The following is a 24,368-nucleotide window of genomic DNA, read 5'->3' as shown; positions in this document are numbered from 1 at the left end:
CTTTTCTATTAGATGGGCCTTACGAAACTTGCGGCTAACTTGACGAAGCCCGATTTTGCGTTTGGAGCGGATTGCGCTTTGCTGATAAAGTCTTACAACTGATTTGCAGCGCGATATGACGGAAATGTGAATTTCGTCGGCGACCCGGTTCCTGAGCCCTCGAGGATAACCGGAAATGTCGGTAGTATTAGCCAGCGCTGAGTTTTGTTGAATTTCACGGTCCTGCCGTCGCGTAAGGCCGTCTGCTCCGACGACTTGAAATCGGTGTTTCGAAACTCCACTTTCAGTCTCGAGAAATGAATATGCCGGACGCCCCCAAGACGTTCGGCAAAGTGTCCCGAAAGGGACCATGGAAAGGAAATGATATGACGAACATCACGTCTGCGGCATCTGGCGGTACCTATCCGGTACTTCCCCTGCGCGACATTGTCGTTTTCCCGCATATGATCGTTCCCCTGTTCGTCGGGCGGGAAAAATCCATCCGTGCGCTTGAGGAAGTCATGGGCTCCGACAAGCAGATCATGCTTGTTACCCAGATCAACGCCAGCGACGACGATCCGGCGCCTGAAGCCATCCACAAGGTCGGCACGGTGGCCAATGTCCTGCAGCTTCTGAAGCTTCCCGACGGCACCGTGAAGGTGCTGGTGGAAGGCAAGGGCCGCGCCCAGATCGACAGCTACACCGGTCGCGAGGATTTCTACGAAGCCTCGGCCACGCCTTTGCAGGAGCCTGCCGAAGATCCGGTCGAGATCGAGGCGCTCTCGCGTTCGGTCGTTTCGGAATTCGAGAGCTATGTGAAGCTCAACAAGAAGATTTCGCCCGAGGTTGTCGGCGCTGCCGGTCAGATCGATGATTACTCGAAGCTCGCCGACACGGTCGCTTCGCACCTGTCGATCAAGATCACCGAAAAGCAGGAAATGCTGGAAACCGTCAGCGTGAAGCAGCGGCTTGAAAAGGCGCTTGGCTTCATGGAAGGCGAGATTTCCGTTCTTCAGGTCGAAAAGCGCATCCGCTCGCGCGTCAAGCGCCAGATGGAGAAGACCCAGCGCGAATATTACCTGAACGAGCAGATGAAGGCGATCCAGAAGGAGCTCGGCGACGGCGAGGACGGCCGTGACGAGATGGCCGAGCTGGAAGAGCGCATCGCCAAGACAAAGCTTTCCAAGGAGGCCAAGGAAAAGGCCGAAGCGGAAATGAAGAAGCTGCGCCAGATGAGCCCGATGTCCGCGGAAGCGACTGTCGTGCGCAACTATCTGGACTGGCTGCTTGGTCTGCCCTGGGGCAAAAAGTCCAAGATCAAGGCGGACCTCAACAATGCCGAGAAGATCCTGGATCAGGACCATTTCGGTCTGGACAAGGTCAAGGAGCGTATCGTCGAGTATCTGGCCGTACAGGCCCGTGCGACGAAGATCCGTGGCCCGATCCTGTGCCTCGTCGGCCCACCCGGCGTCGGCAAGACCTCGCTCGCCAAGTCTATAGCCAAGGCGACCGGCCGCGAATATGTGCGCATGGCGCTGGGCGGCGTTCGTGACGAAGCGGAAATCCGCGGTCACCGCCGCACCTATATCGGCTCCATGCCGGGCAAGATCGTCCAGTCGATGAAGAAGGCCAAGAAGGCAAACCCGCTCTTCCTGCTCGACGAAATCGACAAGATGGGCATGGATTTCCGTGGCGATCCGTCGTCGGCACTGCTCGAGGTTCTCGATCCGGAACAGAACTCCACCTTCATGGATCACTACCTGGAAGTGGAATACGACCTGTCCGACGTGATGTTCGTGACCACGGCCAACACGCTGAACATTCCCGGCCCGCTGATGGACCGTATGGAAGTGATCCGCATCGCCGGTTACACGGAAGACGAAAAGCGCGAAATCGCAAAGCGTCACCTGCTGCCCAAGGCGATCAAGGAACACGCCCTGCGTCCGGAAGAATTCTCGGTCACCGATGATGCCCTGATGGTTGTCATCCAGCAGTACACCCGCGAGGCGGGCGTGCGCAGCTTCGAACGCGAGCTGATGAAGCTGGCGCGGAAGGCTGTCACCGAGATCATCAAGGGCAAGGTCAAGTCCGTTGAGGTTACCGCTGCAAACGTTCCGGATTATCTGGGCGTTCCGCGGTTCCGCCACGGCGAGGCTGAGCGCGAGGATCAGGTCGGTGTCGTCACGGGTCTGGCCTGGACGGAAGTCGGCGGTGAGCTGCTCACCATCGAAGGCGTGATGATGCCGGGCAAGGGCCGCATGACGGTTACCGGCAACCTCAAGGAAGTGATGAAGGAATCCATTTCGGCGGCGGCATCCTATGTCCGTTCGCGCGCCGTGGACTTCGGCATCGAGCCGCCGCGCTTCGACAAGAGCGACATCCACGTGCACGTTCCGGAAGGGGCAACCCCGAAGGACGGTCCGTCCGCCGGTGTCGCCATGGCAACCGCGATCGTCTCCATCATGACCGGTATTCCGGTCTCGAAGGACGTGGCGATGACAGGCGAGATCACGCTTCGTGGTCGCGTTCTGCCGATCGGTGGCCTGAAGGAAAAGCTGCTTGCAGCGCTTCGCGGCGGCATCAAGAAGGTGCTGATCCCGGAAGAAAACGCCAAGGATCTGGCGGAGATTCCGGACAATGTGAAGAACGAGATGGAAATCATTCCGGTGTCGCGCATGGGCGAGGTTATCAAGCACGCCCTCATCCGCCAGCCGGAGCCCATCGAGTGGGATGGCAGCATCGAGACGCCGGTGATCGCAACGGTCGAAGGCGTTGATGACGGCAGCCAGACCATCGCGCATTGAGACGCGTCGTCGCGAGGGCCGGAATCGGTGCTCGCGACAGGTCCTGCGTAGATTCAATGCGTTAGGCTTCACGACGAAGGTACGGCTTCAGGTCGGCGCAAGTGATGCGAAATTGGCACGATTATGGGGAAGGCCGGCAGAAATGTCGGCCTTTTTTGTGAAAAAAACCGCAGACCCCTTGTTTTTCAGGCGATTCCAGCGCTTTTGAGTTGCTGCGCGCGGATACGAACGTATTCTGCGCCGGCTTAATTTGAGTCGTTTCAAACCATTGAAAGGGGTGGAAACATGAACAAGAACGAGCTCGTCTCTGCTGTTGCCGAAAAGGCTGGTCTCACGAAGGCAGATGCTGCTTCCGCTGTTGATGCCGTATTCGAAACCGTACAGAGCGAACTGAAGAACGGTGGCGATATCCGCCTCGCCGGCTTTGGCAGCTTCTCCGTCAGCCGTCGTGAAGCCTCCAAGGGCCGTAACCCTTCCACGGGTGCTGAAGTCGATATCCCGGCTCGCAACGTTCCGAAGTTCTCCGCAGGCAAGGGCCTGAAGGACGCCGTCAACTCGTAAGGTTTCCGGAAAGCCGTAACGCCCGCGGCGGGCGGCGGCTTTTCAGGTTCACGAGGAAGCATGTTTTGACGCGCTCACGCCATCAACCGGTCTAAGGAGCGTGCCTTTCGAAAGTTCTTTCGGGCGGCGCCGTTTATGCCGAATGGTATGGAATGAAAGTCGGGCGTGCCTGTGTATCCTCCATCCGGACACACGGCGTTTCGATATACGGAATATGCGCATAAACACGAAAGCCCGGCCTTTGCGGCCGGGCTTTTTGATTCCGGGCCATGAAGTGTCATGCCACTGTCATGTCCGTGACGCAGAAGCCTTGGGATATTTCTGAACCCAAGGGGGATAAAATGGCGTTCCGATTTTCTCAGATGGCCCTGACCGCGGCTATGCTTACATCTGCAGCCTTTCCGGCGGCCGCAGAGCCGGTTTTTAACCGCATTGCTTCTTTCCCGGTAGCGAAGAACCTGCCCGCGGACAAGGACGCCAAGTCCGTGACCTCGGCTGAAATCATCACCGCCAGCGAAGACGGTAAGACGCTGATCTATTCGGACAGCCCGCTCGGGGGCATCGGCTTCATCGACATCACCGATGCCAAGGCTCCCAAGGCCGGCGGCGCATTGCTGCTGGAAGGTGAGCCGACCTCCGTTGCCGTGGCTGGTCTCAAGGTTCTCGCCGGCGTCAATACCTCGGAAAACCGCGCCAAGCCCTCCGGCAAGCTCGTGACTGTCGATATCGCTGCCAAGAAGATCGAAGCGAGCTGTGATCTCGGCGGTCAACCGGATTCAGTCGCGGTGTCTCCGGATAAAACCTTTGCCGCCATCGCTATCGAAAACGAACGTGATGAAGAGGTGAACGAAGGCGCTCTGCCGCAGATGCCAGCCGGTTATCTCGTCACTGTCGGCCTGAAGGACGGCGTTGCCGACTGCGGGACGCTGAAGAAGATCGACGTTACCGGTCTCGCCGAGATTTCCCCTGAAGATCCGGAGCCGGAATTCGTCTCGATCAATGCCAATGGCGAGATCGCGCTGACGCTGCAGGAAAACAACCATATCGTCATCATCGACGGCAAGACCGGCACGGTGAAGACGCATTTCTCTGCCGGCACCGTCAATCTGGAAGGCATCGACACCAAGACCGATGGCCAGCTGAAATTCACCGACAAGCAGGAAGGCCGCAAGCGCGAACCTGATGCCGTCAAGTGGCTGGACAATGACCGTATCGTCATCGCCAACGAGGGCGACTGGCAGGGCGGTTCACGCGGCTTCACCATTTTCGACAAGACTGGCAAGCTTCTCTATGAGGCTGGCGCTTCGCTCGAGCACGCGGTAGCGGCCATTGGCCACTATCCGGAAAAGCGCTCCAAGGCAAAAGGCATAGAGCCGGAGGGCCTCGAAACAGCGACGTTTGATGGCCAGAAGTACTTCTTCGTGCTTGCCGAGCGCGCCTCGATTGCCGCTGTTTACAAGGATACCGGCGCAGAGCCGCAGCTCACGCAGCTCCTGCCTTCGGGCATTTCGCCGGAAGGCGCTGTCGCCATCCCCGCGCGCAACCTCTTCGTCACGGCCAATGAGGCTGATCTGGTGGAAGACGGCGGCGCCCGCTCGCATGTCATGATCTATGAACGCGCCGAAGGCGAGCTGGCCTATCCGCAGCTGGTATCCGCCACTGTCGATGGTGCGCCTATCGGCTGGGGCGCTCTTTCGGGTCTGGTAGGCGATGCCGAGAAGCCTGGCATCCTCTACGCCGTGTCCGACTCGGTCTACGGTAACCAGCCGTCGATCTACACCATCGACGCGACCAAGAAGCCCGCCACCATCACCAACGTGCTGCGTGTCAAGCGCGACGGCATTGCGGCGCAGAAGCTTGACATCGAAGGCATCACGCTGGATGGCAAGGGCGGGTTCTGGCTGGCCTCCGAAGGCGACAGCGCCAAGCTTGTTCCGCATGCGCTCTACAACGTCAATGCCAAGGGTGAAATCAAGGCCGAGATCGCCTTGCCAAAGGAACTGCTCGCCGGCGATACCCGCTTCGGTTTCGAAGGCGTTACCTTGATCGGCAAGGGCGATGACGCGACGCTGTGGATGGCCGTGCAGCGCGAATGGGGCACGGACGAGAAGGGCTTCGTCAAGCTCGTCTCCTATAATCCGAAGTCCAAGGAATGGGGCGCCGTGCGCTACCCGCTCGATAAGACCGAAGCCGGTTGGGTCGGCCTGTCCGAAATCACCGCACAGGGCGACAATGTCTATATCGTCGAGCGCGACAACCAGATCGGTGACAAGGCCAAGATCAAGAAGCTCTACCGCGTGGCGATTGCTGACCTGAAGCCGGGCAAGATCGGTGGTGAATTGCCGCTGGTCACCAAGCAGGAAGCCCATGACTTCCTGCCCGACCTGAAGGCCCAGACCAACGGCTATGTCGTCGACAAGCTGGAAGGCTTCACCTTCGACAAGGCGGGAACGGCCTATGCCGTGACAGATAATGACGGCGTCGATGATTCTTCCGGCGAGACGCTGTTCTTCAAGGTCGAGATGAAGGCGATCAACTGATTGCACACGACAGCGCCGCAACGGAAAAAGCCGGGCATAGCCCGGCTTTTTTAATGCGGTATGGATCTGAATGCCGGGCGTTTATACGATACGTCATATGCAAGCCCTCAAAAGGCATTGCCGCTTCGCATCGGTGATCGAAAGTTCTCTCCGGAGGTCGTCCGGGATAATGGCGCGATCCCAGCGCCCGGATCACCGCCCCATGGAATTCTTGTTTTTGGAAATATCTGGTTTCTCCGAATCCTGCTGGACCCAGCGGAAAAAAATGTAAACAGGCAGCGCAATAAGCGCGAGTGTAACAAACGCGTCGAGTGACATGGTTTCATCCATCAGTTCCACCGCTCATCATGAAGCGGCCTGAAAACAATGCCCGAAATCTCTTTAAAAATTCTAAATCTGCTTATTTTTCGGTATGTTGCGGGGTGAAACAGGGATGGCTGCGGCTGTGCGAATCTGAAACGAAAGTCCCGGTTTGGCACGGCGCGGCAACTGGGAAATGTGATTCTACACCGCAGTAACGCGCGACCATGGCCCCTTCCATGCCACCGAGGGCAGGGGCTGCGCATCGAAGCCAAGCATACATGGTGAAGCGCAACCGCGTACGGTTCAAACCGCAATCGGCAAGGGTTCTTTAAATCACCGTGAGAAGGAATGGTGGGCGATGAGAGACTCGAACTCCCGACATCCTCGGTGTAAACGAGGCGCTCTACCAACTGAGCTAATCGCCCTTCGCGTCTTGCGGATCATGTCCGCCGCGTCGGTGGCCGTGATGTATTCGGATCGGAAAAAAACCGCAAGGGCTTTTGTGAAGTTTTTTTGTTTTTTTTCGGGGAGGTTTTTCCCTCCACCGAAGGGGAGGGGTAAAAAGCCGGGAACTGCGGGCTTTTTGGTAAATTCAGAAACCAGTGACGTCATGACGGCCCGTAGAAATGACGTTGATAAAGCGGCTGGCTGTGGACAAGTTTTTTGTTTTCGTTGGGAAAAGCCCGCAAAACAGGGCATTTGCCGGAGCGTCGATAAAAGGCCCCAGGGTTTTTCCTGATCAAAATGAAAAAGCTTATTCTTTTGTCGTGAAACCTGCTTGACACCCCCGCACGAACGCCGTAGTTAGCCGCTCAACGAACAGCCGAGGCTGGTTCGTACGGCGGAACGAAGGTTCTGTCCGTCAGGATAAGCGGGTGTAGCTCAGTTGGTTAGAGTGCCGGCCTGTCACGCCGGAGGTCGCGGGTTCGAGCCCCGTCACTCGCGCCATCCTGTTCCTCGGAAAAAACGCAGATGAATGTCTGTGGAGCGCGGGTGTAGCTCAGTCGGTTAGAGTGCCGGCCTGTCACGCCGGAGGTCGCGGGTTCGAGCCCCGTCACTCGCGCCATTTCTCCTTCTTGAAATGTCTCCATCTGAACAATCGATGCGCGGTCTGCGCGGCTTTGTCGTCAGCGATTCAGGTCTCTGATTCCGGCCGTTTCCCGCGGGATTTTTCCTGCTTTTATTAGTCAAGTTTCGATTTTCCGATATCGTCACTTCGCCAACGTTTGGGCGTAAAAATCGTGTGACTTTTTTGCGGTTGCGTCCTTCAATCGATTATTATTGTATTTGAGGGGCTTAGGTCGGAAATGTGGCCCAAATTTGCGTCAATTCCGGCAATATTGTTGCCAATCAATGCGGCAGGTGTCTTGAAATGGTGCCTAAACTCTTGCAGAGAGGGCGCGGCTGCGCTAACCACTTTGGCGTTGCAACATATTTGTCCGCTCTTTGAGACTAAGGTCACAAAGGCAGGCCCGGCACCCGGCCGGGCAGGGAAGAGACCATGACTGAACTCCTCAGTTCCTACATTCCGATCGCAATATTCATCGGTATCGCTCTTGTCATCGGCCTGGCGCTTCTGATCGCGCCTTTCGCTGTCGCTTACAAGGCGCCGGACCCGGAAAAGCTCTCTGCTTTCGAGTGCGGTTTCAACGCCTTCGACGATGCCCGCATGAAGTTCGATATCCGCTTTTATCTGGTGTCGATTCTGTTCATCATCTTTGACCTCGAAGTCGCGTTCCTGTTCCCATGGGCGGTGTCTTTCGGTGAGATGGGCTGGTTCGGTTTCTGGTCGATGATGGTGTTCCTCCTCGTTCTCACCATCGGCTTTATCTATGAGTGGAAGAAGGGAGCGCTGGAATGGGCATGAGCCAGAACAACAGCACGCTCGTCGCGCCGCAGCCGAAGGGGATCATCGATCCCTCGACCGGCAAGCCGGTTGGCAGCAACGATGCCTACTTCACGGAAATCAATGACGAGCTGGCCGACAAGGGCTTCCTCGTCACCTCGACCGACGAACTGATCACTTGGGCCCGTACCGGCTCGCTGATGTGGATGCAGTTCGGTCTCGCCTGCTGCGCCGTCGAAGGACTGATGCAGGCTTCCGGTCCGCGTTACGACATGGAGCGCTTCGGTGTCGCCCCGCGCGCCTCGCCGCGCCAGTCGGACGTGATGATCGTCGCCGGCACGCTGACCAACAAGATGGCTCCGGCTCTGCGTAAGGTCTATGACCAGATGCCTGAGCCGCGTTACGTCATCTCCATGGGTTCCTGCGCCAATGGCGGCGGTTATTACCATTATTCCTACGCCGTCGTGCGCGGCTGCGATCGCGTCGTGCCGGTGGATATCTACGTTCCGGGCTGTCCCCCCACGGCTGAAGCGCTGCTTTACGGCGTGCTTCTGCTGCAGAAAAAGATCCGGCGTACCGGTACGATCGAGCGCTAAGGGCAAAGGACGGATTTAGAATGAGCGAAGCTCTCAACGATCTTGCTGCTTACGTTAAGGAAGCGCGCGGTTCACTCGTGGTGTCGGCCGATATCGCCTATGGCGAGCTGACGCTGAACACGACACCCGAGAGCGTAATCGCGCTTTTGACTTTCCTGCGTGATGACGTGCAATGCGGTTTCGTCAACATCATCGATATCTGCGGCGTTGACTGGCCGCAGCGCGAAAAGCGTTTCGATGTCGTCTATCATCTGCTGTCGCCGCGCCAGAATCTGCGCGTCCGCGTCAAGCTGCAGGTGGAGGAGGACGAGGGGGTTCCTTCTGCGACCTCCGTCTACATGGGCGCGGAGTGGTTCGAGCGTGAAGCCTGGGACATGTATGGCATTCCGTTTGAGGGCCATGCGGACCTTCGCCGCATCCTCACCGATTACGGTTTCGAAGGCCACCCGCTGCGCAAGGATTTCCCGGTTACAGGGTTTGTTGAAGTGCGTTACGATGACGTTCTGAAGCGCGTGCTTTATGAGCCGGTCGAGCTGAAGCAGGAATTCCGTAACTTCGACTTCCTTTCCCCTTGGGAAGGGACCGATTACGTTCTTCCTGGCGACGAAAAGGCCAAGCAATGAGCCAGGTCTCCGCGACAGAGCATGGGCAATGTCTTTGCGGCGCCGTCGGCCTTGAGGCCGTCATCGGCGCCCGCGAATTCGGCGTTTGCCATTGCTCCATGTGCCGCCGCTGGTCCGGCGGCGCGTTTCTGGCCGTCGAATGCGCTGATATCTCCGTCGAAAACGAAGAGAGCCTCGGCGTCTATTCCTCGTCGGAGTGGGGCGAGCGCTGCTTCTGCAAGAATTGCGGCAGCACGCTGATGTGGCGTTCCAAGGATGGCAAGCATTTTGCCGTGTCGCTGCAGGCTTTTGACAACCCTTCCAGTTTCAGGTTCGCGTCGCAGATTTTTACGGATGAAAAGCCTTCGAGCTATTCCTTCGCTGAGATCACGCAGAACATGACCGGCCCCGAATTCATCGCCATGATCACCTCGGCGGAGCACTAGAATGACTGAGCATAACGTCCGCAACTTCACGATCAACTTCGGTCCGGAACATCCCTCCGCGCACGGCGTGCTGCGTCTGGTTCTGGAACTGGACGGCGAAATCGTCGAGCGCGTTGATCCGCATATCGGTCTTCTGCATCGCGGAACCGAAAAGCTGATCGAGACGAAGACCTATCTGCAGGCCGTTCCTTACTTCGATCGTCTCGACTACGTCGCGCCGATGAACCAGGAGCACGCTTTCGCGCTTGCCGTCGAAAAGCTGCTCGGCCTCGAGATCCCGATGCGCGGCCAGCTGATCCGCGTTCTCTATTCGGAAATCGGCCGCATCCTCTCGCACATCATGAACGTGACCACGCAGGCCATGGACGTGGGCGCGATGACGCCGCCGGTCTGGGGCTTCGAAGAGCGCGAAAAGCTGATGGTGTTTTATGAGCGCGCCTGTGGCGCGCGCATGCACTCGGCCTATTTCCGCCCTGGCGGCGTCCACCAGGACCTGCCGCCGGAACTGGTCGACGATATCGGCAAGTGGTGCGATCCCTTCATCACCGTCCTCGACAATATCGAGGGCCTCCTGACGGATAACCGCATCTATAAGCAGCGTAACGTCGATATCGGCGTCGTCTCGCTGGAAGATGCCTTTGCCTGGGGCTTTACGGGCGTGATGGTGCGTGGTTCCGGCGCTGCCTGGGATTTGCGTCGTTCGCAGCCTTATGAGTGCTATTCCGATCTGGAATTCGACATCCCTGTTGGCAAGAACGGCGACTGCTATGATCGTTACCTGATCCGCATGCAGGAAATGCGCGAATCCGTGAAGATCATGAAGCAGTGCGTCGAGCTTTTGTCCGGCAAGCACCGCATCGGCCCGGTCTCCTCGCTGGATGGCAAGGTGGTTCCGCCCAAGCGCGGTGAGATGAAGCGTTCGATGGAAGCGCTGATCCACCACTTCAAGCTCTACACCGAAGGTTACCACGTTCCCGCTGGCGAAGTTTACGCCGCCGTCGAAGCGCCAAAGGGCGAGTTTGGCGTCTATGTGGTTGCCGATGGTTCCAACAAGCCTTACCGCTGCAAGATCCGCGCTCCGGGCTATGCCCATCTGCAGGCGATGGATTTTCTGTGCAAGGGCCATCAGCTTGCCGACGTTACAGCCGTGCTCGGCTCTCTCGACATCGTGTTCGGGGAGGTCGACCGCTGATGCGTCTGCCGCTGGCCATTCCGGCTTTTCTCGCAGCGATGTCCACCCCCGTTTTCGCCCAGACGGCGACGGACGAGGGCGGTGTATCGTTGGCGAGCGGCGGCTCCTCGACCATCAAGCAGCTTCTGTCGTCGGGATACGAGATAAAGGCCTCGGTTCCCAATGGCAGCAAGTTCATCGTGTTCATGCAAAAAGACAAGGCGGCTTATGCCTGCGAATTCGTCACGGTGGCGAGATCGCGGTGTGAGACGTTAAACTGAAAAGGCGTGAGGAAGTATGTCCGTTCGTCGACTAGCCGAAGATCAGTTCCAGCCCGTGGCATTTGCCTTCAACGCGGAAAACACCGCATGGGCGGAAAAGACGATCAAGAAATATCCCGAGGGACGCCAGCAATCAGCGGTCATCCCGCTGCTTATGCGTGCCCAGGAGCAGGATGGCTGGGTTACCCGCGCCGCCATCGAAAAAGTCGCAGACATGCTGGACATGGCCTATATCCGTGTTCTTGAAGTTGCGACCTTCTATACGCAGTTCCAGCTGAAGCCGGTCGGCACGCGTGCCCACGTTCAGGTCTGCGGCACCACGCCCTGCATGCTGCGCGGCTCCGAAGCGCTGATGGATGTCTGCCGCAAGAAGATCCATCACGATCCGCTGCACACCAATGAGAGCGGCACGCTTTCCTGGGAAGAGGTGGAATGTCAGGGCGCCTGCGTCAACGCGCCGATGGTCATCATCTTCAAGGATGCCTATGAAGACCTGACGCCCGAGCGTCTGGAACAGATCATCGATGCTTTCGAGGCAGGCAAGGGCGACACCGTCAAGACCGGCCCCCAGATCGACCGTCACCAGTCCGTGCCCGTTGGCGGCCTGACGACCCTGACGGAAGAGATCAAGCCTGACCGTTCCAATCTCGACAAGCCGGCTGAAGTGCCAGCGGATGCCGCACAGGTTCCGCCGTCCAACGCCGCCAAGCCGAAGACGGATGCGCCGGAAACCGATCCGAAGCTGAAGACGCCGGCCAACGAGCCCAAGGCTGCTGCTGAAAACGCAAAGGCTGGCGAAAAGGAAGCGGTCGGGAAGGAAGCGGCAGCATCAAAGCCGTCGCTGGATTCCGCGGATCGTCCGGCAGGCATCGAAAAGCCAGCTGCCCCTGATGATCTGAAGCTCATTTCCGGCGTCGGCCCCAAGATTGAGGGTACGCTGAACGAGCTAGGCATCTTCACCTATGCGCAGATCGCCGGCTGGAAGCAGGCCGAATGCGACTGGGTCGATGGATATCTGAATTTCAAGGGCCGTATCGGCCGTGATGACTGGGTCAAGCAGGCCGAGGCGCTCGCCAAGGGTGGCGAAGCCGAGTATATCAGGGTCTTCGGCAAGAAGCCGCGGTAAGAGGTGAAGCATGTTAAAAGATCAGGATCGCATCTTTACCAATCTCTACGGCCTCAAGGACAAATCCCTGAAAGGCGTGCTGGCGCGCGGCCACTGGGACGGCACCAAGCAGATCATCGAAAAGGGCCGTGACTGGATCATCAACGAGATGAAGGCGTCGGGCCTTCGCGGTCGCGGCGGCGCTGGCTTCCCGACGGGTCTCAAGTGGTCCTTCATGCCGAAGGAAAATGACGGCCGTCCTCATTATCTCGTCGTTAACGCCGATGAATCCGAGCCAGGCACCTGCAAGGACCGCGAAATCCTGCGCAACGATCCGCACACGCTGATCGAAGGCTGCGTGATCGCCGGTTTCGCAATGGGCGCGCACACCGCTTACATCTATGTTCGCGGCGAATATATGCGCGAACGTGAGGCTCTTCAGGCGGCCATCGACGAATGTTACGATGCCGGTCTGCTCGGCGGTAACAACAAGAATGGCTGGGATTTCGACATCTACGTGCATCACGGCGCGGGCGCCTATATCTGCGGCGAAGAGACGGCACTGCTCGAAAGCCTTGAAGGCAAAAAGGGCCAGCCGCGTCTGAAGCCGCCGTTCCCGGCCAATATGGGTCTTTACGGCTGCCCGACGACCGTCAACAACGTTGAATCGATCGCGGTTGCCCCGACCATTCTGCGCCGCGGCGCTGCCTGGTTCTCGTCCATCGGCCGTCCCAACAACGTCGGCACCAAGCTGTTCATGGTCTCCGGCCATGTTGAGCGTCCCTGCACATTCGAAGACGCGCTGGGCCTGTCCTTCCGCGAGCTGATCGAGCACCATTGCGGTGGCATTCGTGGCGGCTGGGACAATCTGCTCGGCGTCATCCCCGGCGGCGCTTCCTGCCCCATCGTTCGCGGTGAGGACATGAAGGACGCCATCATGGATTTCGACGGCATGCGCGAAGTGAAATCCTCCTTCGGCACCGGCGGCATGATCGTCATGGACAAGTCCACCGACGTCATCAAGGCGATCGCTCGCATCGCGGCCTTCTTCAAGCACGAAAGCTGCGGCCAGTGCACGCCGTGCCGTGAAGGCACGGGCTGGATGTGGCGCGTGCTGGAGCGCATGGTCAAGGGCAATGCGCAGAAGCGCGAAATCGACATGCTGTTCGAAGTGACGAAGCAGATCGAAGGCCACACCATCTGTGCGCTCGGCGACGCCGCAGCATGGCCGGTACAGGCGCTGATCCGCAATTTCCGTCCGGAAATCGAAAAGCGTATCGACCAATATACCTACAGGGCCATGGATGATGGCGCTGTTCTGGAAGCCGCTGAATAAGCGTTGAGGCTTCGAGCGGAGCCGGAATTTCCGGCCTCGCGACACCATGAAGCGCCTGGCAGATGATTAAGAGTGCCGGGCGTGATTAAGGATTTGTTGCGGACCGTGTGAGACATGGGACGAACAGGCAACAGGACGTAAGTAGAACCATGGCAAAGCTCAAGGTTGACGGTAAAGAGATCGAGGTTCCGGATCATTTCACGTTGTTGCAGGCGTGCGAGGAGGCTGGCGCCGAAGTTCCGCGCTTTTGTTTTCATGAGCGCTTGTCGGTCGCGGGTAACTGCCGCATGTGTCTCATCGAGGTAAAGGGCGGACCGCCGAAGCCGGCCGCTTCCTGCGCCATGGGCGTGCGCGACGTTCGCGGCGGCCCGAACGGCGAATTGCCTGAGGTTTTCACCAACACGCCGATGGTCAAGAAGGCCCGCGAAGGCGTGATGGAGTTCCTGCTCATCAACCATCCGCTGGATTGCCCGATCTGCGACCAGGGCGGCGAATGCGACCTGCAGGACCAGGCCATGGCCTTCGGTATCGCCGGTTCGCGTTATGCGGAAAACAAGCGCGCGGTTGAAGACAAATACATCGGACCGCTCGTCAAGACGGTCATGAACCGCTGCATCCACTGCACGCGCTGCGTCCGTTTCACCACGGAAGTGGCTGGCATTGCCGAACTCGGCCTCATCGGCCGTGGCGAAGATGCCGAAATCACCACCTATCTCGAGCAGGCGATGACCTCGGAGCTGCAGGGCAACGTCGTTGACCTTTGCCCCGTCGGCGCGCTCACCTCCAAGCCTTTCGCCTTCACGGCCCGTCCGTGGGAACTGAACAAGACCGAAACCATCGACGTGATGGATGCGCTCGGTTCGGCGATCCGCGTCGATACCCGCGGCCGCGAAGTCATGCGTGTCATGCCGCGTGTCAACGAGGCCATCAACGAAGAGTGGATTTCCGACAAGAGCCGCTTCATCTGGGATGGCCTGAAAACTCAGCGCCTCGACCGGCCTTACGTCCGCAAGGATGGCCGGCTGCAGCCCGCAACCTGGGGCGAAGCCTTCGGTGCGATCAAGCAGGCTGTGGCTGCGACCTCAGGCAACAAGATCGGCGCGATTGCCGGCGATCTGTCGTCCGTCGAAGAAATGTTCGCGCTGAAGTCGCTTCTCGCTTCGCTCGGCTCGGCCAATGTTGATTGCCGCCAGGATGGCGCAGCGCTTGACCCGTCGCTCGGCCGCGCCAGCTACCTGTTCAATTCCACCATCGAAGGTATCGAACAGGCGGACGCCCTGCTGATCGTTGGCTCCAACCCGCGTTACGAAGCAGCTGTCCTCAACGCCCGCATCCGCAAGCGCTGGCGTCGCGGCGGTTTCCCGATCGGTGTGATCGGTGAAGCCGGTGAGCTGCGTTACAATTACGAATATCTCGGCTCGGGCGCTGAAACACTGTCCGATCTCGCCAATGGTTCGCACAGCTTCGTTGACAAGCTGAAGTCCGCCAAGAATCCGCTGATCATCATCGGTCAGGGCGCATTGTCCCGTGCTGATGGCGCTGCTGTTCTTGCCGCTGCTGCCAAGCTCGCCACCTCGGTCGGCGCTGTCACCGAAGAGTGGAATGGCTTCTCGGTCCTGCACACTGCCGCTGCCCGCGTGGGTGGTCTCGATATCGGCTTCGTGCCTGGTGAGGGCGGTGTTGCTGCAGCCGACATGGTCGCCTCGATGGATGTTCTCTTCCTGCTCGGCGCCGATGAACTCGACCTGTCGAATAAGGGTGCGAAGTTCACCGTCTATATTGGCAGCCATGGCGATCAGGGTGCAATGAACGCCGACGTCATCCTTCCGGGTGCGGCCTATACCGAGAAGTCCGGTATCTGGGTCAACACCGAAGGCCGCGTCCAGCTTGGCAACCGTGCCGGTTTCGCACCGGGCGAGGCCCGCGAAGACTGGGCGATCCTGCGTGCGCTGTCCGACGTCCTCGGCAAGAAGCTGCCGTTCGATTCGCTGTCCGCCCTGCGCGGCCAGCTCTACGTCGCGCATCCGCATCTGGCGGAAACCGACGAGATCGTTGCCGGCAAGGCTTCGGATATCGAGGCTCTGGCTGCTAAAACCGGCTCTCTCGTGAAGTCGGCGTTTGCTTCGCCGGTAAAAGACTTTTATTTGACGAACCCGATTGCGCGCGCCTCTGCCGTCATGGCCGAGTGCTCCGCATTGGCCCGCAACAATTTCCAGGCTGCGGCAGAGTAAGGGTAGGGGATTATGGAATCGTTTTTCTGGAGCTACGTCTGGCCCGCGCTGATCATGGTCGGCCAGTCCCTGCTGCTTCTCGTTTGCCTTCTGGTGGCCATCGCCTTCCTGCTGCTTGCTGACCGCAAGGTCTGGGCGGCCGTACAGCTGCGCCGTGGTCCGAACGTCGTTGGTCCCTTCGGTCTTTTCCAGTCCTTCGCTGACCTCTTGAAGTTCATCCTGAAGGAGCCCGTCATTCCGGCCGGCGCCAACAAGGCGGTCTTCCTGCTGGCGCCGCTGGTTGCCGTGACGCTGGCGCTCGCCACCTATGCCGTCATTCCCTTCAATGAAGGCTGGGTCGTCGCCAATATCAATGTCGGCATTCTCTACATCTTCGCGATCTCGTCGCTTGAAGTGTACGGCATCATCATGGGCGGCTGGGCTTCGAACTCGAAATATCCGTTCCTCGGCGCGCTGCGTTCGGCGGCACAGATGGTGTCCTACGAAGTCTCGATCGGTCTCGTCATCGTCACCGTTCTGCTTTGCGTTGGTTCGCTGAACCTCACGGATATCGTTCTGGCGCAGCGTACCGGCCTCGGCACCATGCTCGGCCTGCCGGCATCGTTCCTTGACTGGCACTGGCTGTCGCTGTTCCCGATGTTCATCGTGTTCTTCATTTCGGGTCTCGCCGAAACCAACCGTCCGCCCTTCGACCTTCCGGAAGCGGAATCGGAACTGGTTGCCGGTCACATGGTGGAATATGGCTCCACGCCGTACATGATGTTCATGCTCGGTGAATATGCTGCGATCGTTCTGATCTGCTGCCTGACGACCATCCTGTTCCTTGGCGGCTGGCTGCCGATCGTCGATGTATGGTTCCTGAACTGGGTGCCGGGCATCGTCTGGTTCGCCATCAAGGGCTGCATGGTCTTCTTCATGTTCGCTCTGGTGAAGGCCTTCGTTCCGCGTTACCGCTATGACCAGCTCATGCGCCTTGGCTGGAAGGTGTTCCTGCCGCTGTCGCTCGCCATGGTCGTTATTGTTGCATTCGTATTGAAGCTGACGGGGTGGGCCGGTTGATGTCTGAACTCCTCGCTCAAAGATCTGGAGACTGAGATGGCAAGCCTCTCCCAAGCCGTCAACTCGCTGTTCCTCAAGGAATTCGTCGGCGCGATCTTCCTGACCATGCGTCACTTCTTCAAGCAGAAGGCGACGATCAACTATCCTTTCGAGAAGGGTCCGGTGTCGCCGCGCTTCCGTGGTGAACATGCGCTGCGCCGCTACCCGAACGGTGAAGAACGCTGCATCGCCTGCAAGCTATGTGAAGCGATCTGTCCTGCTCAGGCGATCACCATCGAAGCCGGCCCGCGTCGCAACGACGGCACCCGCCGCACGGTGCGTTACGATATTGACATGGTGAAGTGCATCTATTGCGGCTTCTGCCAGGAAGCCTGCCCGGTGGACGCCATCGTCGAGGGCCCGAACTTCGAATTCGCGACGGAAACCCGCGAAGAGCTTTATTTCGACAAGCAGAAGCTTCTCGACAATGGCGACCGCTGGGAGCGTGAAATCGCGCGCAACCTCGCACTGGATGCACCTTACCGTTAAGGTGCAACCGTCTTTCCGGGGAGCAACCCCGGAGAGCGATGAAAAGTAAAATGCCTGCGCGGTTTTCGCCGGCGGGGACGAAACGGGCGAGGGGGCTTCCGGCCATTTCTCCCGATGAGGACAAGAAGGCACCAAAATGGGTCTGCACGCTGTATTCTTTTATATATTCGCTTTCGTCGCCGTGGCGTCTGCGTTCATGGTCATCGCATCGAAGAACCCTGTTCATTCGGTGCTGTTTCTGATCCTGACCTTCTTCAACTCAGCTGCGCTGTTCCTGCTGACGGGAGCCGAATTCCTCGGCATGATCCTGCTGGTGGTTTATGTCGGCGCCGTGGCGGTGCTCTTCCTGTTCGTCGTCATGATGCTGGATGTGGATTTCGCCGAGCTTCGCTCCGGCGTGCTGCAATATGCGCCTGTCGGCGCACTGATCGGCGTCATTCTTGCGGCTGAGCTGATCGTCGTCGTGGGCGGCAGCGTGCTCAACCCGCAGGCGGCCAAGTCCATCACCATGCCGATCCCGCCGGTTGCCGAACGCACCAATACGGCCGCGCTCGGTGACGTGCTTTATACCAATTACGTCTACTTCTTCCAGCTCGCCGGCCTCGTGCTGCTGGTGGCCATGATCGGCGCCATCGTGCTGACGCTGCGTCATCGCACCGACATCAAGCGGCAGGACATTGCCACGCAGGTCGGCCGTGACCCCAAGACCGCGGTTACCACGATCAAGGTCAAGCCGGGCCAGGGCATCTGAGGCGCGAACGGATCCAAGGAAACAGAATATGGAAATCGGTCTTTCCCACTACCTGACGGTCAGCGCGATCCTCTTCACGATCGGCGTCTTCGGCATCTTCCTCAACCGGAAGAACGTCATCGTCATCCTGATGTCGATCGAACTCATTTTGCTCGCGGTCAACATCAACATGGTGGCCTTCTCGGCATTCCTGAACGATATCGTCGGCCAGGTCTTCGCCCTGTTCATTCTGACCGTTGCAGCCGCTGAAGCGGCGATCGGTCTTGCAATACTCGTTGTCTTCTACCGCAACCGCGGATCGATCGCCGTGGAAGACGTCAATATGATGAAGGGCTGATAAGGCTATGATCTACAAGGCTATCGTCTTTCTTCCACTGATCGGCTTCCTGATTGCGGGCCTCTTCGGCCGCTCCATCGGCGCCAAGGCATCGGAATATGTCACCACCGGTCTGATGATCGTGGTTGCAATCCTGTCCTGGATCGTGTTCTTCAACGTCGCACTCGCCCATGGCGAGCCGGGCGAGGTGATCAAGGTCACCGTGCTGCGCTGGATCCAGTCGGGCGGTATCGACGTCGAATGGGCGTTCCGCATCGACACGCTGACGGCCGTCATGTTCGTCGTGGTCAACACCGTCTCGACGCTGGTGCACCTCTATTCGATCGGATACATGCACCACGATCCGCATCGCCCGCGCTTCTTCGCCTATCTCTCGCTTTTCACCTTCGCCATGCTGATGCTGGTGACTTCCGACAACCTGCTGCAGATGTTCTTCGGCTGGGAAGGCGTGGGTCTGGCGTCCTATCTGCTGATCGGCTTCTGGTTCAAGAAGCCGTCCGCATCGGCTGCCGCGATGAAGGCCTTCATCGTCAACCGCGTCGGTGACTTCGGCTTCATCCTCGGCATCTCCGGCGTCTTCGTGCTGTTCGGCTCGATCAACTTCGAAACCATCTTTGCTGCCGCCGGCACTTATCTGCCGGCTGAGGGCGCTGCCTCGACCGAAACCGTCATCAACCTGTTCGGCATGCAGCTGGACAAGGCCAATGCGATGACGGGCGTCTGCCTGCTGCTCTTCATGGGCGCCATGGGTAAGTCGGCGCAGTTCCTGCTGCACACCTGGCTGCCGGACGCGATGGAAGGCCCAACCCCGGTTTCGGCGCTTATTCATGCCGCAACCATGGTCACCGCCGGTGTCTTCCTCGTCGCCCGCATGTCGCCGCTGTTTGAACTCTCGCATGATGCCTTGACCGTCGTGACGCTGATCGGCGCGATCACCGCCTTCTTCGCGGCGACCGTCGGTCTGGTGCAGAACGACATCAAGCGCGTTATCGCCTATTCGACCTGCTCGCAGCTCGGTTACATGTTCGTGGCGCTTGGCGTCGGTGCTTACGGCGCTGCCGTGTTCCACCTCTTCACGCACGCCTTCTTCAAGGCCCTGCTGTTCTTGTGCGCCGGCTCTGTGATCCACGCCGTCGATGGCGAGCAGGACATGCGTTACATGGGCGGTCTGCGCAAGCACATCCCCATCACCTTCTGGACCATGACTGTCGGCACGCTGGCGCTGACCGGCGTTGGTATCCCGGGAACGATGATCGGTTTTGCCGGCTTCTTCTCGAAGGACGTCATCATCGAATCCGCTTATGCCTCGCATTCGGTTCTGTCCGGTTTCGCCTTCACGCTGCTGGTCATCGCCGCGCTGTTCACCAGCTTCTATTCCTGGCGTCTGGCCTTCATGACCTTCTTCGGCAAGCCGCGCGCTTCTGCCGACGTCATGCACCATGTGCATGAATCGCCGATGGTCATGCTGATCCCGCTCTTCATCCTCACCGTTGGCGCGATCTTCGCCGGCGTTGCCTTCGAAGGTTACTTCTTCGGCCACGAATATGCCGAATTCTGGAAGGGCGCTCTCTTCACGCTCCCGGAAAACGAGATCCTCGAAGAGTTCCACCATGTTCCGCTGTGGGTGAAGTGGAGCCCGTTCTTCGCCATGGCGCTTGGTTTCGTGACCGCCTGGTACATGTACATCAAGTCGCCTGAGACGCCGAAGCGTCTGGCCGAGACCCATCGTGGCCTCTACCAGTTCCTTCTCAACAAGTGGTATTTCGACGAACTCTATGACTTCCTCTTCGTTCGTTCCGCGAAGGCGCTCGGCCGCTTCCTGTGGAAGAAGGGCGACGTCGCCGTCATCGACCACTATGGACCCAACGGCATTGCAGCGCGTGTGGTTGACGTGACCAACCGCATGGTCCGCCTGCAATCCGGTTACCTCTATCATTATGCCTTTGCGATGCTGATCGGCATCGCGGCGCTTGTCACCTGGATGATGCTCGGGAGTGCCCTCTGATGACCGATTGGCCCATTCTTTCAACGGTCACCTTTCTGCCGCTCGTCGGCGTGGTGCTCCTGCTTCTGACGAATGAGAACGGCCCCTATGGTCGCCGCAACATTCTCAATGTCTCGCTGCTGACGACCGTTTTCACTTTTATCGTGTCGCTGTTCATCTGGATCGGTTTCGACAATTCGAACCCCGGCTTCCAGATGGTCGAGAAGCATGAATGGTTCGGCAACATCGCCGCCTATCATCTCGGCGTCGATGGCATCTCCATGCTCTTCGTTATCCTCACCACTTTCCTCATGCCTTTCTGCGTGCTGGCAAGCTGGGATTCGGTCGAGAAGCGCATCAAGGAATACATGATCGCCTTCCTGCTGCTGGAAGTTGTCATGATCGGCGTCTTCGTGGCGCTGGATACCGTTCTCTTCTACGTCTTCTTCGAAGCGACGCTGATCCCGATGTTCATCATCATCGGCGTGTGGGGCGGCAAGGATCGCGTTTACGCCTCCTACAAGTTCTTCCTCTACACGCTGCTCGGCTCGGTCCTTACCATGCTCGCGATCATGGCCATGTACTGGCAGGCCGGCACGACCGATATGACGGAACTGCTGAAGTACGGCTTCCCGGCCGGCATGCAGACCTGGCTGTGGCTCGCCTGTTTTGCCGCCTTCTCGGTCAAGATGCCGATGTGGCCGGTGCACACCTGGCTGCCGGATGCCCACGTTCAGGCCCCGACCGCAGGTTCGGTCATTCTGGCTGGCGTCATGCTGAAGCTCGGCGGTTACGGTTTCATCCGCTTCTCGCTGTCGATGTTCCCACTGGCGTCGGACTATTTCGCACCTTTCGTCTTTACGCTGTCGGTTCTCGCCATCATCTACACCTCGCTGGTGGCGATGATGCAGGACGACATCAAGAAGCTGATTGCCTACTCGTCTGTTGCCCACATGGGTTACGTCACCATGGGTATCTTCGCCGCCAACGTTCAGGGCGTGCAGGGCGCGATCTTCCAGATGCTGTCGCACGGTATCGTCTCGGGCGCGCTCTTCCTCTGCGTCGGCGTTGTTTACGACCGTCTGCATACCCGCGAAATCGCGGCCTATGGCGGTCTCGTCAACAACATGCCGAAATATGCGGTCGCCTTCATGATCTTCACCATGGCCAATGTAGGTCTGCCCGGCACATCCGGCTTCATCGGTGAATTCCTGACGCTGGTCGGTGTCTTCCGCGCCAACACGCTGGTTGCACTGTTTGCCGCCACCGGTGTCATTCTCTCGGCCGCCTATGCGCTGTGGCTTTATCGCCGCGTGATCTTCGGTGCGCTGGAGAAGGAAAGCCTGAAGAGCCTGCTCGATCTCTCGACCCGCGAAAAGGTCATCCTTTATCCGCTGGTAGTGCTGACCATCTTCTTCGGCGTCTATCCGGCTCCGGTGTTCGATGCGACAGCCGCATCGGTCGATCTTCTGGTAAACAACTATACGGCTGCATTGCAGGCGGCGCAAAATGTTGCGCTCACTATGAATTGACGACAGGACCCGTTGGACATGACCGCTGAAATCCTTTTTGCCAGTCTGCACATTGCGACGCCCGAGCTGATCCTCGCGATCGGCGCGCTGGCGCTGCTCATGATTGGCGTCTTCTCGGGCGACAAGTCGACAACGACGGTCACCGGCCTTGCCGTTGCCCTCCTGCTCGTCGTCGGTCTCTGGATCATCTTTGCCCCCGCATCGGGTGTGGCTTTCGGCGGTGTCTACATCGCCGATGCCTTCGGTAATTTCATGAAGGTGCTGGCGCTGATCGGCTCCATCACCGCCATGATCCTGGCCGTTGGCCAGGGCCGCTTCGAACCGATCGGCCGTTTCGAATATCCGGTGCTGCTGGTTCTCGCGACGCTCGGCATCCTGCTGATGATCTCGGCCAATAACCTGATCTCGCTCTACATGGCACTGGAACTGCAGTCGCTGGCGCTCTACGTCGTCTGCGCCATCAACCGCGAGAGCCTGCGCTCTACGGAAGCGGGTCTGAAATACTTCGTTCTAGGTGCGCTGTCTTCCGGCATGCTGCTTTACGGCATGTCGCTGGTTTACGGCTTCACCGGCAATACCGGCTTTACCGAAATCGCCCAGGTTCTGGCCTCGGAAACCCGTTCGCTCGGTCTCGTTTTCGGTCTGGTCTTCGTGCTGGCCGGTCTGGCATTCAAGATTTCCGCCGTTCCGTTCCACATGTGGACGCCGGACGTTTATGAAGGCGCGCCGACCCCGGTCACGGCCTTCCTCTCGGCAGCACCGAAGATCGGCGCCATGGCGATCCTCGTCCGCATCGTCATCGAGGCCTTCCAGCCGGTCTTTGCCGACTGGCAGCAGATCGTCGTCTTCATCTCCATCGCGTCCATGCTGCTCGGTTCCTTCGCCGCAATCGGCCAGAAGAACATCAAGCGCCTGATGGCCTATTCCTCCATCGGTCACATGGGTTATGCGCTGGTCGGCCTTGCTGCTGGCACGCAGGCTGGTGTTGCTGGCGTTATCCTTTACATGGCCGTCTACATGGTCATGACGCTTGGCACCTTCGCCTGCATCCTCGCCATGCGCCGCAAGGAAATCGGCAATGTCGAGAATGTCGAAGATCTCGCCGGTCTTTCGTCTTCCAATCCCTTCATGGCGGTTGTGCTGACGATCCTGATGTTCTCGCTTGCCGGCATTCCGCCGCTCGCCGGCTTCTTCGGCAAGTACTACGTGTTCCTGGCCGCCATCGAAGCGAAGCTTTATCCGCTCGCCATCATCGGTGTGATCGGTTCGGTTGTCGGCGCTTATTATTACATCCGCGTCGTCAAGGTCATGTGGTTTGATGAAGCCAAGGACAAGTTCGAGCGTCCGTCGGGCGAACTCAAAGTGGTTTATGCGCTGTCGGCCTTCTTCACCGTCGCTTTCATCGTCTTCGGCGGTGCACTTGGCAACGCGGTCACTGCTGCGGCGAAGACCTTCTTTTGAGCAGTACACGAAGGAATACGGGCCGGATGTCCATCGACGATATCAGGCACGAGGCGATGGCGGAAACGCCATCGACCAATCTGGAATGTTTCGCCCGGGCGCGGGCGGGCGATGGCGGCAACCTGTGGGTTACCGCCATCCGACAGACCGGCGGCCGGGGCCGCCGTGGCCGGGCCTGGGTGTCAGAGCCCGGCAATCTCTACGCTTCCCTTCTTCTGATCGATCCCGCGCCGATTGAGCGCATCGGCTCCCTGCCGCTCGCTTTTGCGCTCGCGGTCTATCGCGCCATTCGCGCGGTTTTGCCGCCGGGTGGTGAGGCTCTTGAGATCAAATGGCCAAATGACGTGCTGATCGGCCGCCGCAAGACCTGCGGCATTCTGATGGAAGCCGAGCTTTTGCCTGACGGCCGGCGCGCCATCGTCATCGGCATTGGTATCAATATCGCCCATAAACCTGATAATCCGCTTTATCCCGTTACGATGCTGTCGGAACATGGTGCGTCTTGCTCGCCCGAGGAACTGTTTGCCCATCTCTTCCGTGAAACGGCCGAGGTTCTGCGCGAATGGGATGAGGGCAGGGGCGTATCCGCCATCATCGCCAGCTGGCGGGCAGCGGCCTGCGGCATTGGCGAACATATCACCGTCAATTTTCCGGATCGTTCGATCGGCGGGCGTTTTGTCGGAATTGATGATAATGGTTATCTGCTGCTGGATGAGGACGAGGGCGCAAGACGCTCCATTGCCGCTGGCGATGTGTTTTTCGGATGAGGTGCACGGTGCGGGTAAAAAACCCGCGCCGAACCGGATCCCATAGGTTGGAGCTTTCCTGCAGCTCATGAAATGCAGGGTGACAAACCGGCTCCGCATCGGCCCGGTCGATCAGATGGTTCAACAGGTCCGATGCTGATAGCAGCGG

20 protein-coding genes and 3 tRNA genes are annotated in these 24,368 nt (G+C 58.8%); 22 read left to right on the top strand and 1 reads right to left on the bottom strand.

Annotated features, from left to right (window positions below):
- Positions 1–365: 365 nt before the first annotated feature.
- From lon to BLU28_RS17055, 3 genes are all read left to right on the top strand, one after another.
- Entirely contained in the window at positions 366–2,783 is a 2,418-nt protein-coding gene (gene lon, locus BLU28_RS17065) for an endopeptidase La (RefSeq protein ID WP_004441301.1), read from the top strand.
- 285 nt (positions 2,784–3,068) lie between these two features.
- A complete protein-coding gene (gene hupB / locus BLU28_RS17060) occupies positions 3,069–3,344 on the top strand; it encodes a DNA-binding protein HupB (protein WP_003502360.1) in 276 nt (91 codons plus the stop codon).
- A 341-nt stretch (positions 3,345–3,685) separates the two neighbouring features.
- Positions 3,686–5,884, top strand: a complete 2,199-nt coding sequence (locus BLU28_RS17055) for an esterase-like activity of phytase family protein (protein WP_077987114.1) — start codon at positions 3,686–3,688, stop codon at positions 5,882–5,884.
- A gap of 652 nt (positions 5,885–6,536) precedes the next feature.
- Here the strand turns inward: BLU28_RS17055 and BLU28_RS17050 are convergent.
- A tRNA-Val gene (locus tag BLU28_RS17050) sits at positions 6,537–6,612 on the bottom strand.
- Positions 6,613–7,058: 446 nt separating this feature from the next.
- On the opposite strand from BLU28_RS17050, the gene BLU28_RS17045 reads away from it, so the two are divergent.
- From BLU28_RS17045 to BLU28_RS16955, 19 genes are all read left to right on the top strand, one after another.
- Positions 7,059–7,135: transfer RNA gene (locus BLU28_RS17045), tRNA-Asp, on the top strand.
- 41 nt (positions 7,136–7,176) lie between these two features.
- A tRNA-Asp gene (locus BLU28_RS17040) sits at positions 7,177–7,253 on the top strand.
- Between the two features lie 435 nt (positions 7,254–7,688).
- Positions 7,689–8,054: an NADH-quinone oxidoreductase subunit A gene (locus BLU28_RS17035; protein ID WP_003496469.1), complete on the top strand. Its 366-nt coding sequence runs from the start codon at positions 7,689–7,691 to the stop codon at positions 8,052–8,054.
- Positions 8,045–8,629: a NuoB/complex I 20 kDa subunit family protein gene (locus BLU28_RS17030; RefSeq protein ID WP_003496467.1), complete on the top strand. Its 585-nt coding sequence runs from the start codon at positions 8,045–8,047 to the stop codon at positions 8,627–8,629. Before BLU28_RS17035 ends, BLU28_RS17030 begins: the two co-directional genes overlap by 10 nt.
- A gap of 20 nt (positions 8,630–8,649) precedes the next feature.
- Entirely contained in the window at positions 8,650–9,252 is a 603-nt protein-coding gene (locus tag BLU28_RS17025) for an NADH-quinone oxidoreductase subunit C (protein ID WP_004441311.1), read from the top strand.
- On the top strand, positions 9,249–9,677 hold the full coding sequence (locus BLU28_RS17020) for a GFA family protein (RefSeq protein WP_004441314.1): 429 nt from the start codon (positions 9,249–9,251) through the stop codon (positions 9,675–9,677). Before BLU28_RS17025 ends, BLU28_RS17020 begins: the two co-directional genes overlap by 4 nt.
- Position 9,678: 1 nt before the next feature.
- Complete coding sequence (locus BLU28_RS17015) at positions 9,679–10,869, top strand: NADH-quinone oxidoreductase subunit D (protein ID WP_004441317.1); 1,191 nt, start codon at positions 9,679–9,681, stop codon at positions 10,867–10,869.
- Positions 10,869–11,129, top strand: coding sequence for a hypothetical protein (locus tag BLU28_RS17010; RefSeq protein ID WP_004441318.1), 261 nt, complete (start codon positions 10,869–10,871; stop codon positions 11,127–11,129). The genes BLU28_RS17015 and BLU28_RS17010 overlap by 1 nt, the downstream gene beginning before the upstream one ends.
- A gap of 16 nt (positions 11,130–11,145) precedes the next feature.
- On the top strand, positions 11,146–12,255 hold the full coding sequence (locus BLU28_RS17005; protein WP_077987065.1) for an NADH-quinone oxidoreductase subunit E: 1,110 nt from the start codon (positions 11,146–11,148) through the stop codon (positions 12,253–12,255).
- A 10-nt stretch (positions 12,256–12,265) separates the two neighbouring features.
- Entirely contained in the window at positions 12,266–13,570 is a 1,305-nt protein-coding gene (gene nuoF, locus BLU28_RS17000) for an NADH-quinone oxidoreductase subunit NuoF (RefSeq protein ID WP_004441321.1), read from the top strand.
- A 149-nt stretch (positions 13,571–13,719) separates the two neighbouring features.
- Entirely contained in the window at positions 13,720–15,801 is a 2,082-nt protein-coding gene (gene nuoG / locus BLU28_RS16995; RefSeq protein WP_004441323.1) for an NADH-quinone oxidoreductase subunit NuoG, read from the top strand.
- Between the two features lie 12 nt (positions 15,802–15,813).
- Entirely contained in the window at positions 15,814–16,860 is a 1,047-nt protein-coding gene (gene nuoH, locus BLU28_RS16990) for an NADH-quinone oxidoreductase subunit NuoH (RefSeq protein WP_004441324.1), read from the top strand.
- 36 nt (positions 16,861–16,896) lie between these two features.
- Positions 16,897–17,388 (top strand): NADH-quinone oxidoreductase subunit NuoI, encoded by a 492-nt coding sequence (nuoI, locus tag BLU28_RS16985; protein ID WP_004441327.1) that lies wholly within the window; start codon positions 16,897–16,899, stop codon positions 17,386–17,388.
- A 136-nt stretch (positions 17,389–17,524) separates the two neighbouring features.
- Entirely contained in the window at positions 17,525–18,139 is a 615-nt protein-coding gene (locus BLU28_RS16980) for an NADH-quinone oxidoreductase subunit J (RefSeq protein WP_077987066.1), read from the top strand.
- Between the two features lie 28 nt (positions 18,140–18,167).
- The gene (gene nuoK / locus BLU28_RS16975) at positions 18,168–18,476 is read left to right on the top strand and encodes an NADH-quinone oxidoreductase subunit NuoK (RefSeq protein WP_003521516.1); all 309 of its coding nucleotides are present in this window, start codon (positions 18,168–18,170) and stop codon (positions 18,474–18,476) included.
- Positions 18,477–18,483: 7 nt separating this feature from the next.
- Complete coding sequence (gene nuoL, locus BLU28_RS16970) at positions 18,484–20,481, top strand: NADH-quinone oxidoreductase subunit L (protein ID WP_004441331.1); 1,998 nt, start codon at positions 18,484–18,486, stop codon at positions 20,479–20,481.
- Positions 20,481–21,992, top strand: coding sequence for an NADH-quinone oxidoreductase subunit M (locus tag BLU28_RS16965; protein ID WP_004441333.1), 1,512 nt, complete (start codon positions 20,481–20,483; stop codon positions 21,990–21,992). The genes nuoL and BLU28_RS16965 overlap by 1 nt, the downstream gene beginning before the upstream one ends.
- A gap of 18 nt (positions 21,993–22,010) precedes the next feature.
- Complete coding sequence (gene nuoN / locus BLU28_RS16960; protein ID WP_022556035.1) at positions 22,011–23,453, top strand: NADH-quinone oxidoreductase subunit NuoN; 1,443 nt, start codon at positions 22,011–22,013, stop codon at positions 23,451–23,453.
- Between the two features lie 26 nt (positions 23,454–23,479).
- A complete protein-coding gene (locus BLU28_RS16955) occupies positions 23,480–24,220 on the top strand; it encodes a biotin--[acetyl-CoA-carboxylase] ligase (RefSeq protein ID WP_167378180.1) in 741 nt (246 codons plus the stop codon).
- Positions 24,221–24,368: the final 148 nt, after the last annotated feature.

Source organism: Agrobacterium pusense, assembly GCF_900102105.1.
Taxonomy (GTDB): domain Bacteria; phylum Pseudomonadota; class Alphaproteobacteria; order Rhizobiales; family Rhizobiaceae; genus Agrobacterium; species Agrobacterium pusense.
The sequence above is the reverse complement of the archived record's forward strand: the minus strand, read 5'-3'. Positions and strand labels throughout refer to the sequence as shown.

Excerpts from the sequence above, each read along its gene's own strand:
- lon (WP_004441301.1), top strand. The coding sequence starts at position 366 with ATGACGAACATCACGTCTGCGGCATCTGGCGGTACCTATCCGGTACTT.
- BLU28_RS17015 (WP_004441317.1), top strand. The coding sequence starts at position 9,679 with ATGACTGAGCATAACGTCCGCAACTTCACGATCAACTTCGGTCCGGAA.
- nuoI (WP_004441327.1), top strand. The coding sequence starts at position 16,897 with ATGGCAAGCCTCTCCCAAGCCGTCAACTCGCTGTTCCTCAAGGAATTC.
- BLU28_RS17030 (WP_003496467.1), top strand. The coding sequence starts at position 8,045 with ATGGGCATGAGCCAGAACAACAGCACGCTCGTCGCGCCGCAGCCGAAG.
- nuoL (WP_004441331.1), top strand. The coding sequence starts at position 18,484 with ATGATCTACAAGGCTATCGTCTTTCTTCCACTGATCGGCTTCCTGATT.
- nuoF (WP_004441321.1), top strand. The coding sequence starts at position 12,266 with ATGTTAAAAGATCAGGATCGCATCTTTACCAATCTCTACGGCCTCAAG.
- BLU28_RS16965 (WP_004441333.1), top strand. The coding sequence starts at position 20,481 with ATGACCGATTGGCCCATTCTTTCAACGGTCACCTTTCTGCCGCTCGTC.
- BLU28_RS17020 (WP_004441314.1), top strand. The coding sequence starts at position 9,249 with ATGAGCCAGGTCTCCGCGACAGAGCATGGGCAATGTCTTTGCGGCGCC.
- nuoG (WP_004441323.1), top strand. The coding sequence starts at position 13,720 with ATGGCAAAGCTCAAGGTTGACGGTAAAGAGATCGAGGTTCCGGATCAT.
- nuoH (WP_004441324.1), top strand. The coding sequence starts at position 15,814 with ATGGAATCGTTTTTCTGGAGCTACGTCTGGCCCGCGCTGATCATGGTC.
- BLU28_RS17025 (WP_004441311.1), top strand. The coding sequence starts at position 8,650 with ATGAGCGAAGCTCTCAACGATCTTGCTGCTTACGTTAAGGAAGCGCGC.
- BLU28_RS16955 (WP_167378180.1), top strand. The coding sequence starts at position 23,480 with ATGTCCATCGACGATATCAGGCACGAGGCGATGGCGGAAACGCCATCG.
- nuoN (WP_022556035.1), top strand. The coding sequence starts at position 22,011 with ATGACCGCTGAAATCCTTTTTGCCAGTCTGCACATTGCGACGCCCGAG.
- nuoK (WP_003521516.1), top strand. The coding sequence starts at position 18,168 with ATGGAAATCGGTCTTTCCCACTACCTGACGGTCAGCGCGATCCTCTTC.
- BLU28_RS17055 (WP_077987114.1), top strand. The coding sequence starts at position 3,686 with ATGGCGTTCCGATTTTCTCAGATGGCCCTGACCGCGGCTATGCTTACA.
- BLU28_RS16980 (WP_077987066.1), top strand. The coding sequence starts at position 17,525 with ATGGGTCTGCACGCTGTATTCTTTTATATATTCGCTTTCGTCGCCGTG.
- BLU28_RS17005 (WP_077987065.1), top strand. The coding sequence starts at position 11,146 with ATGTCCGTTCGTCGACTAGCCGAAGATCAGTTCCAGCCCGTGGCATTT.
- BLU28_RS17035 (WP_003496469.1), top strand. The coding sequence starts at position 7,689 with ATGACTGAACTCCTCAGTTCCTACATTCCGATCGCAATATTCATCGGT.
- BLU28_RS17010 (WP_004441318.1), top strand. The coding sequence starts at position 10,869 with ATGCGTCTGCCGCTGGCCATTCCGGCTTTTCTCGCAGCGATGTCCACC.
- hupB (WP_003502360.1), top strand. The coding sequence starts at position 3,069 with ATGAACAAGAACGAGCTCGTCTCTGCTGTTGCCGAAAAGGCTGGTCTC.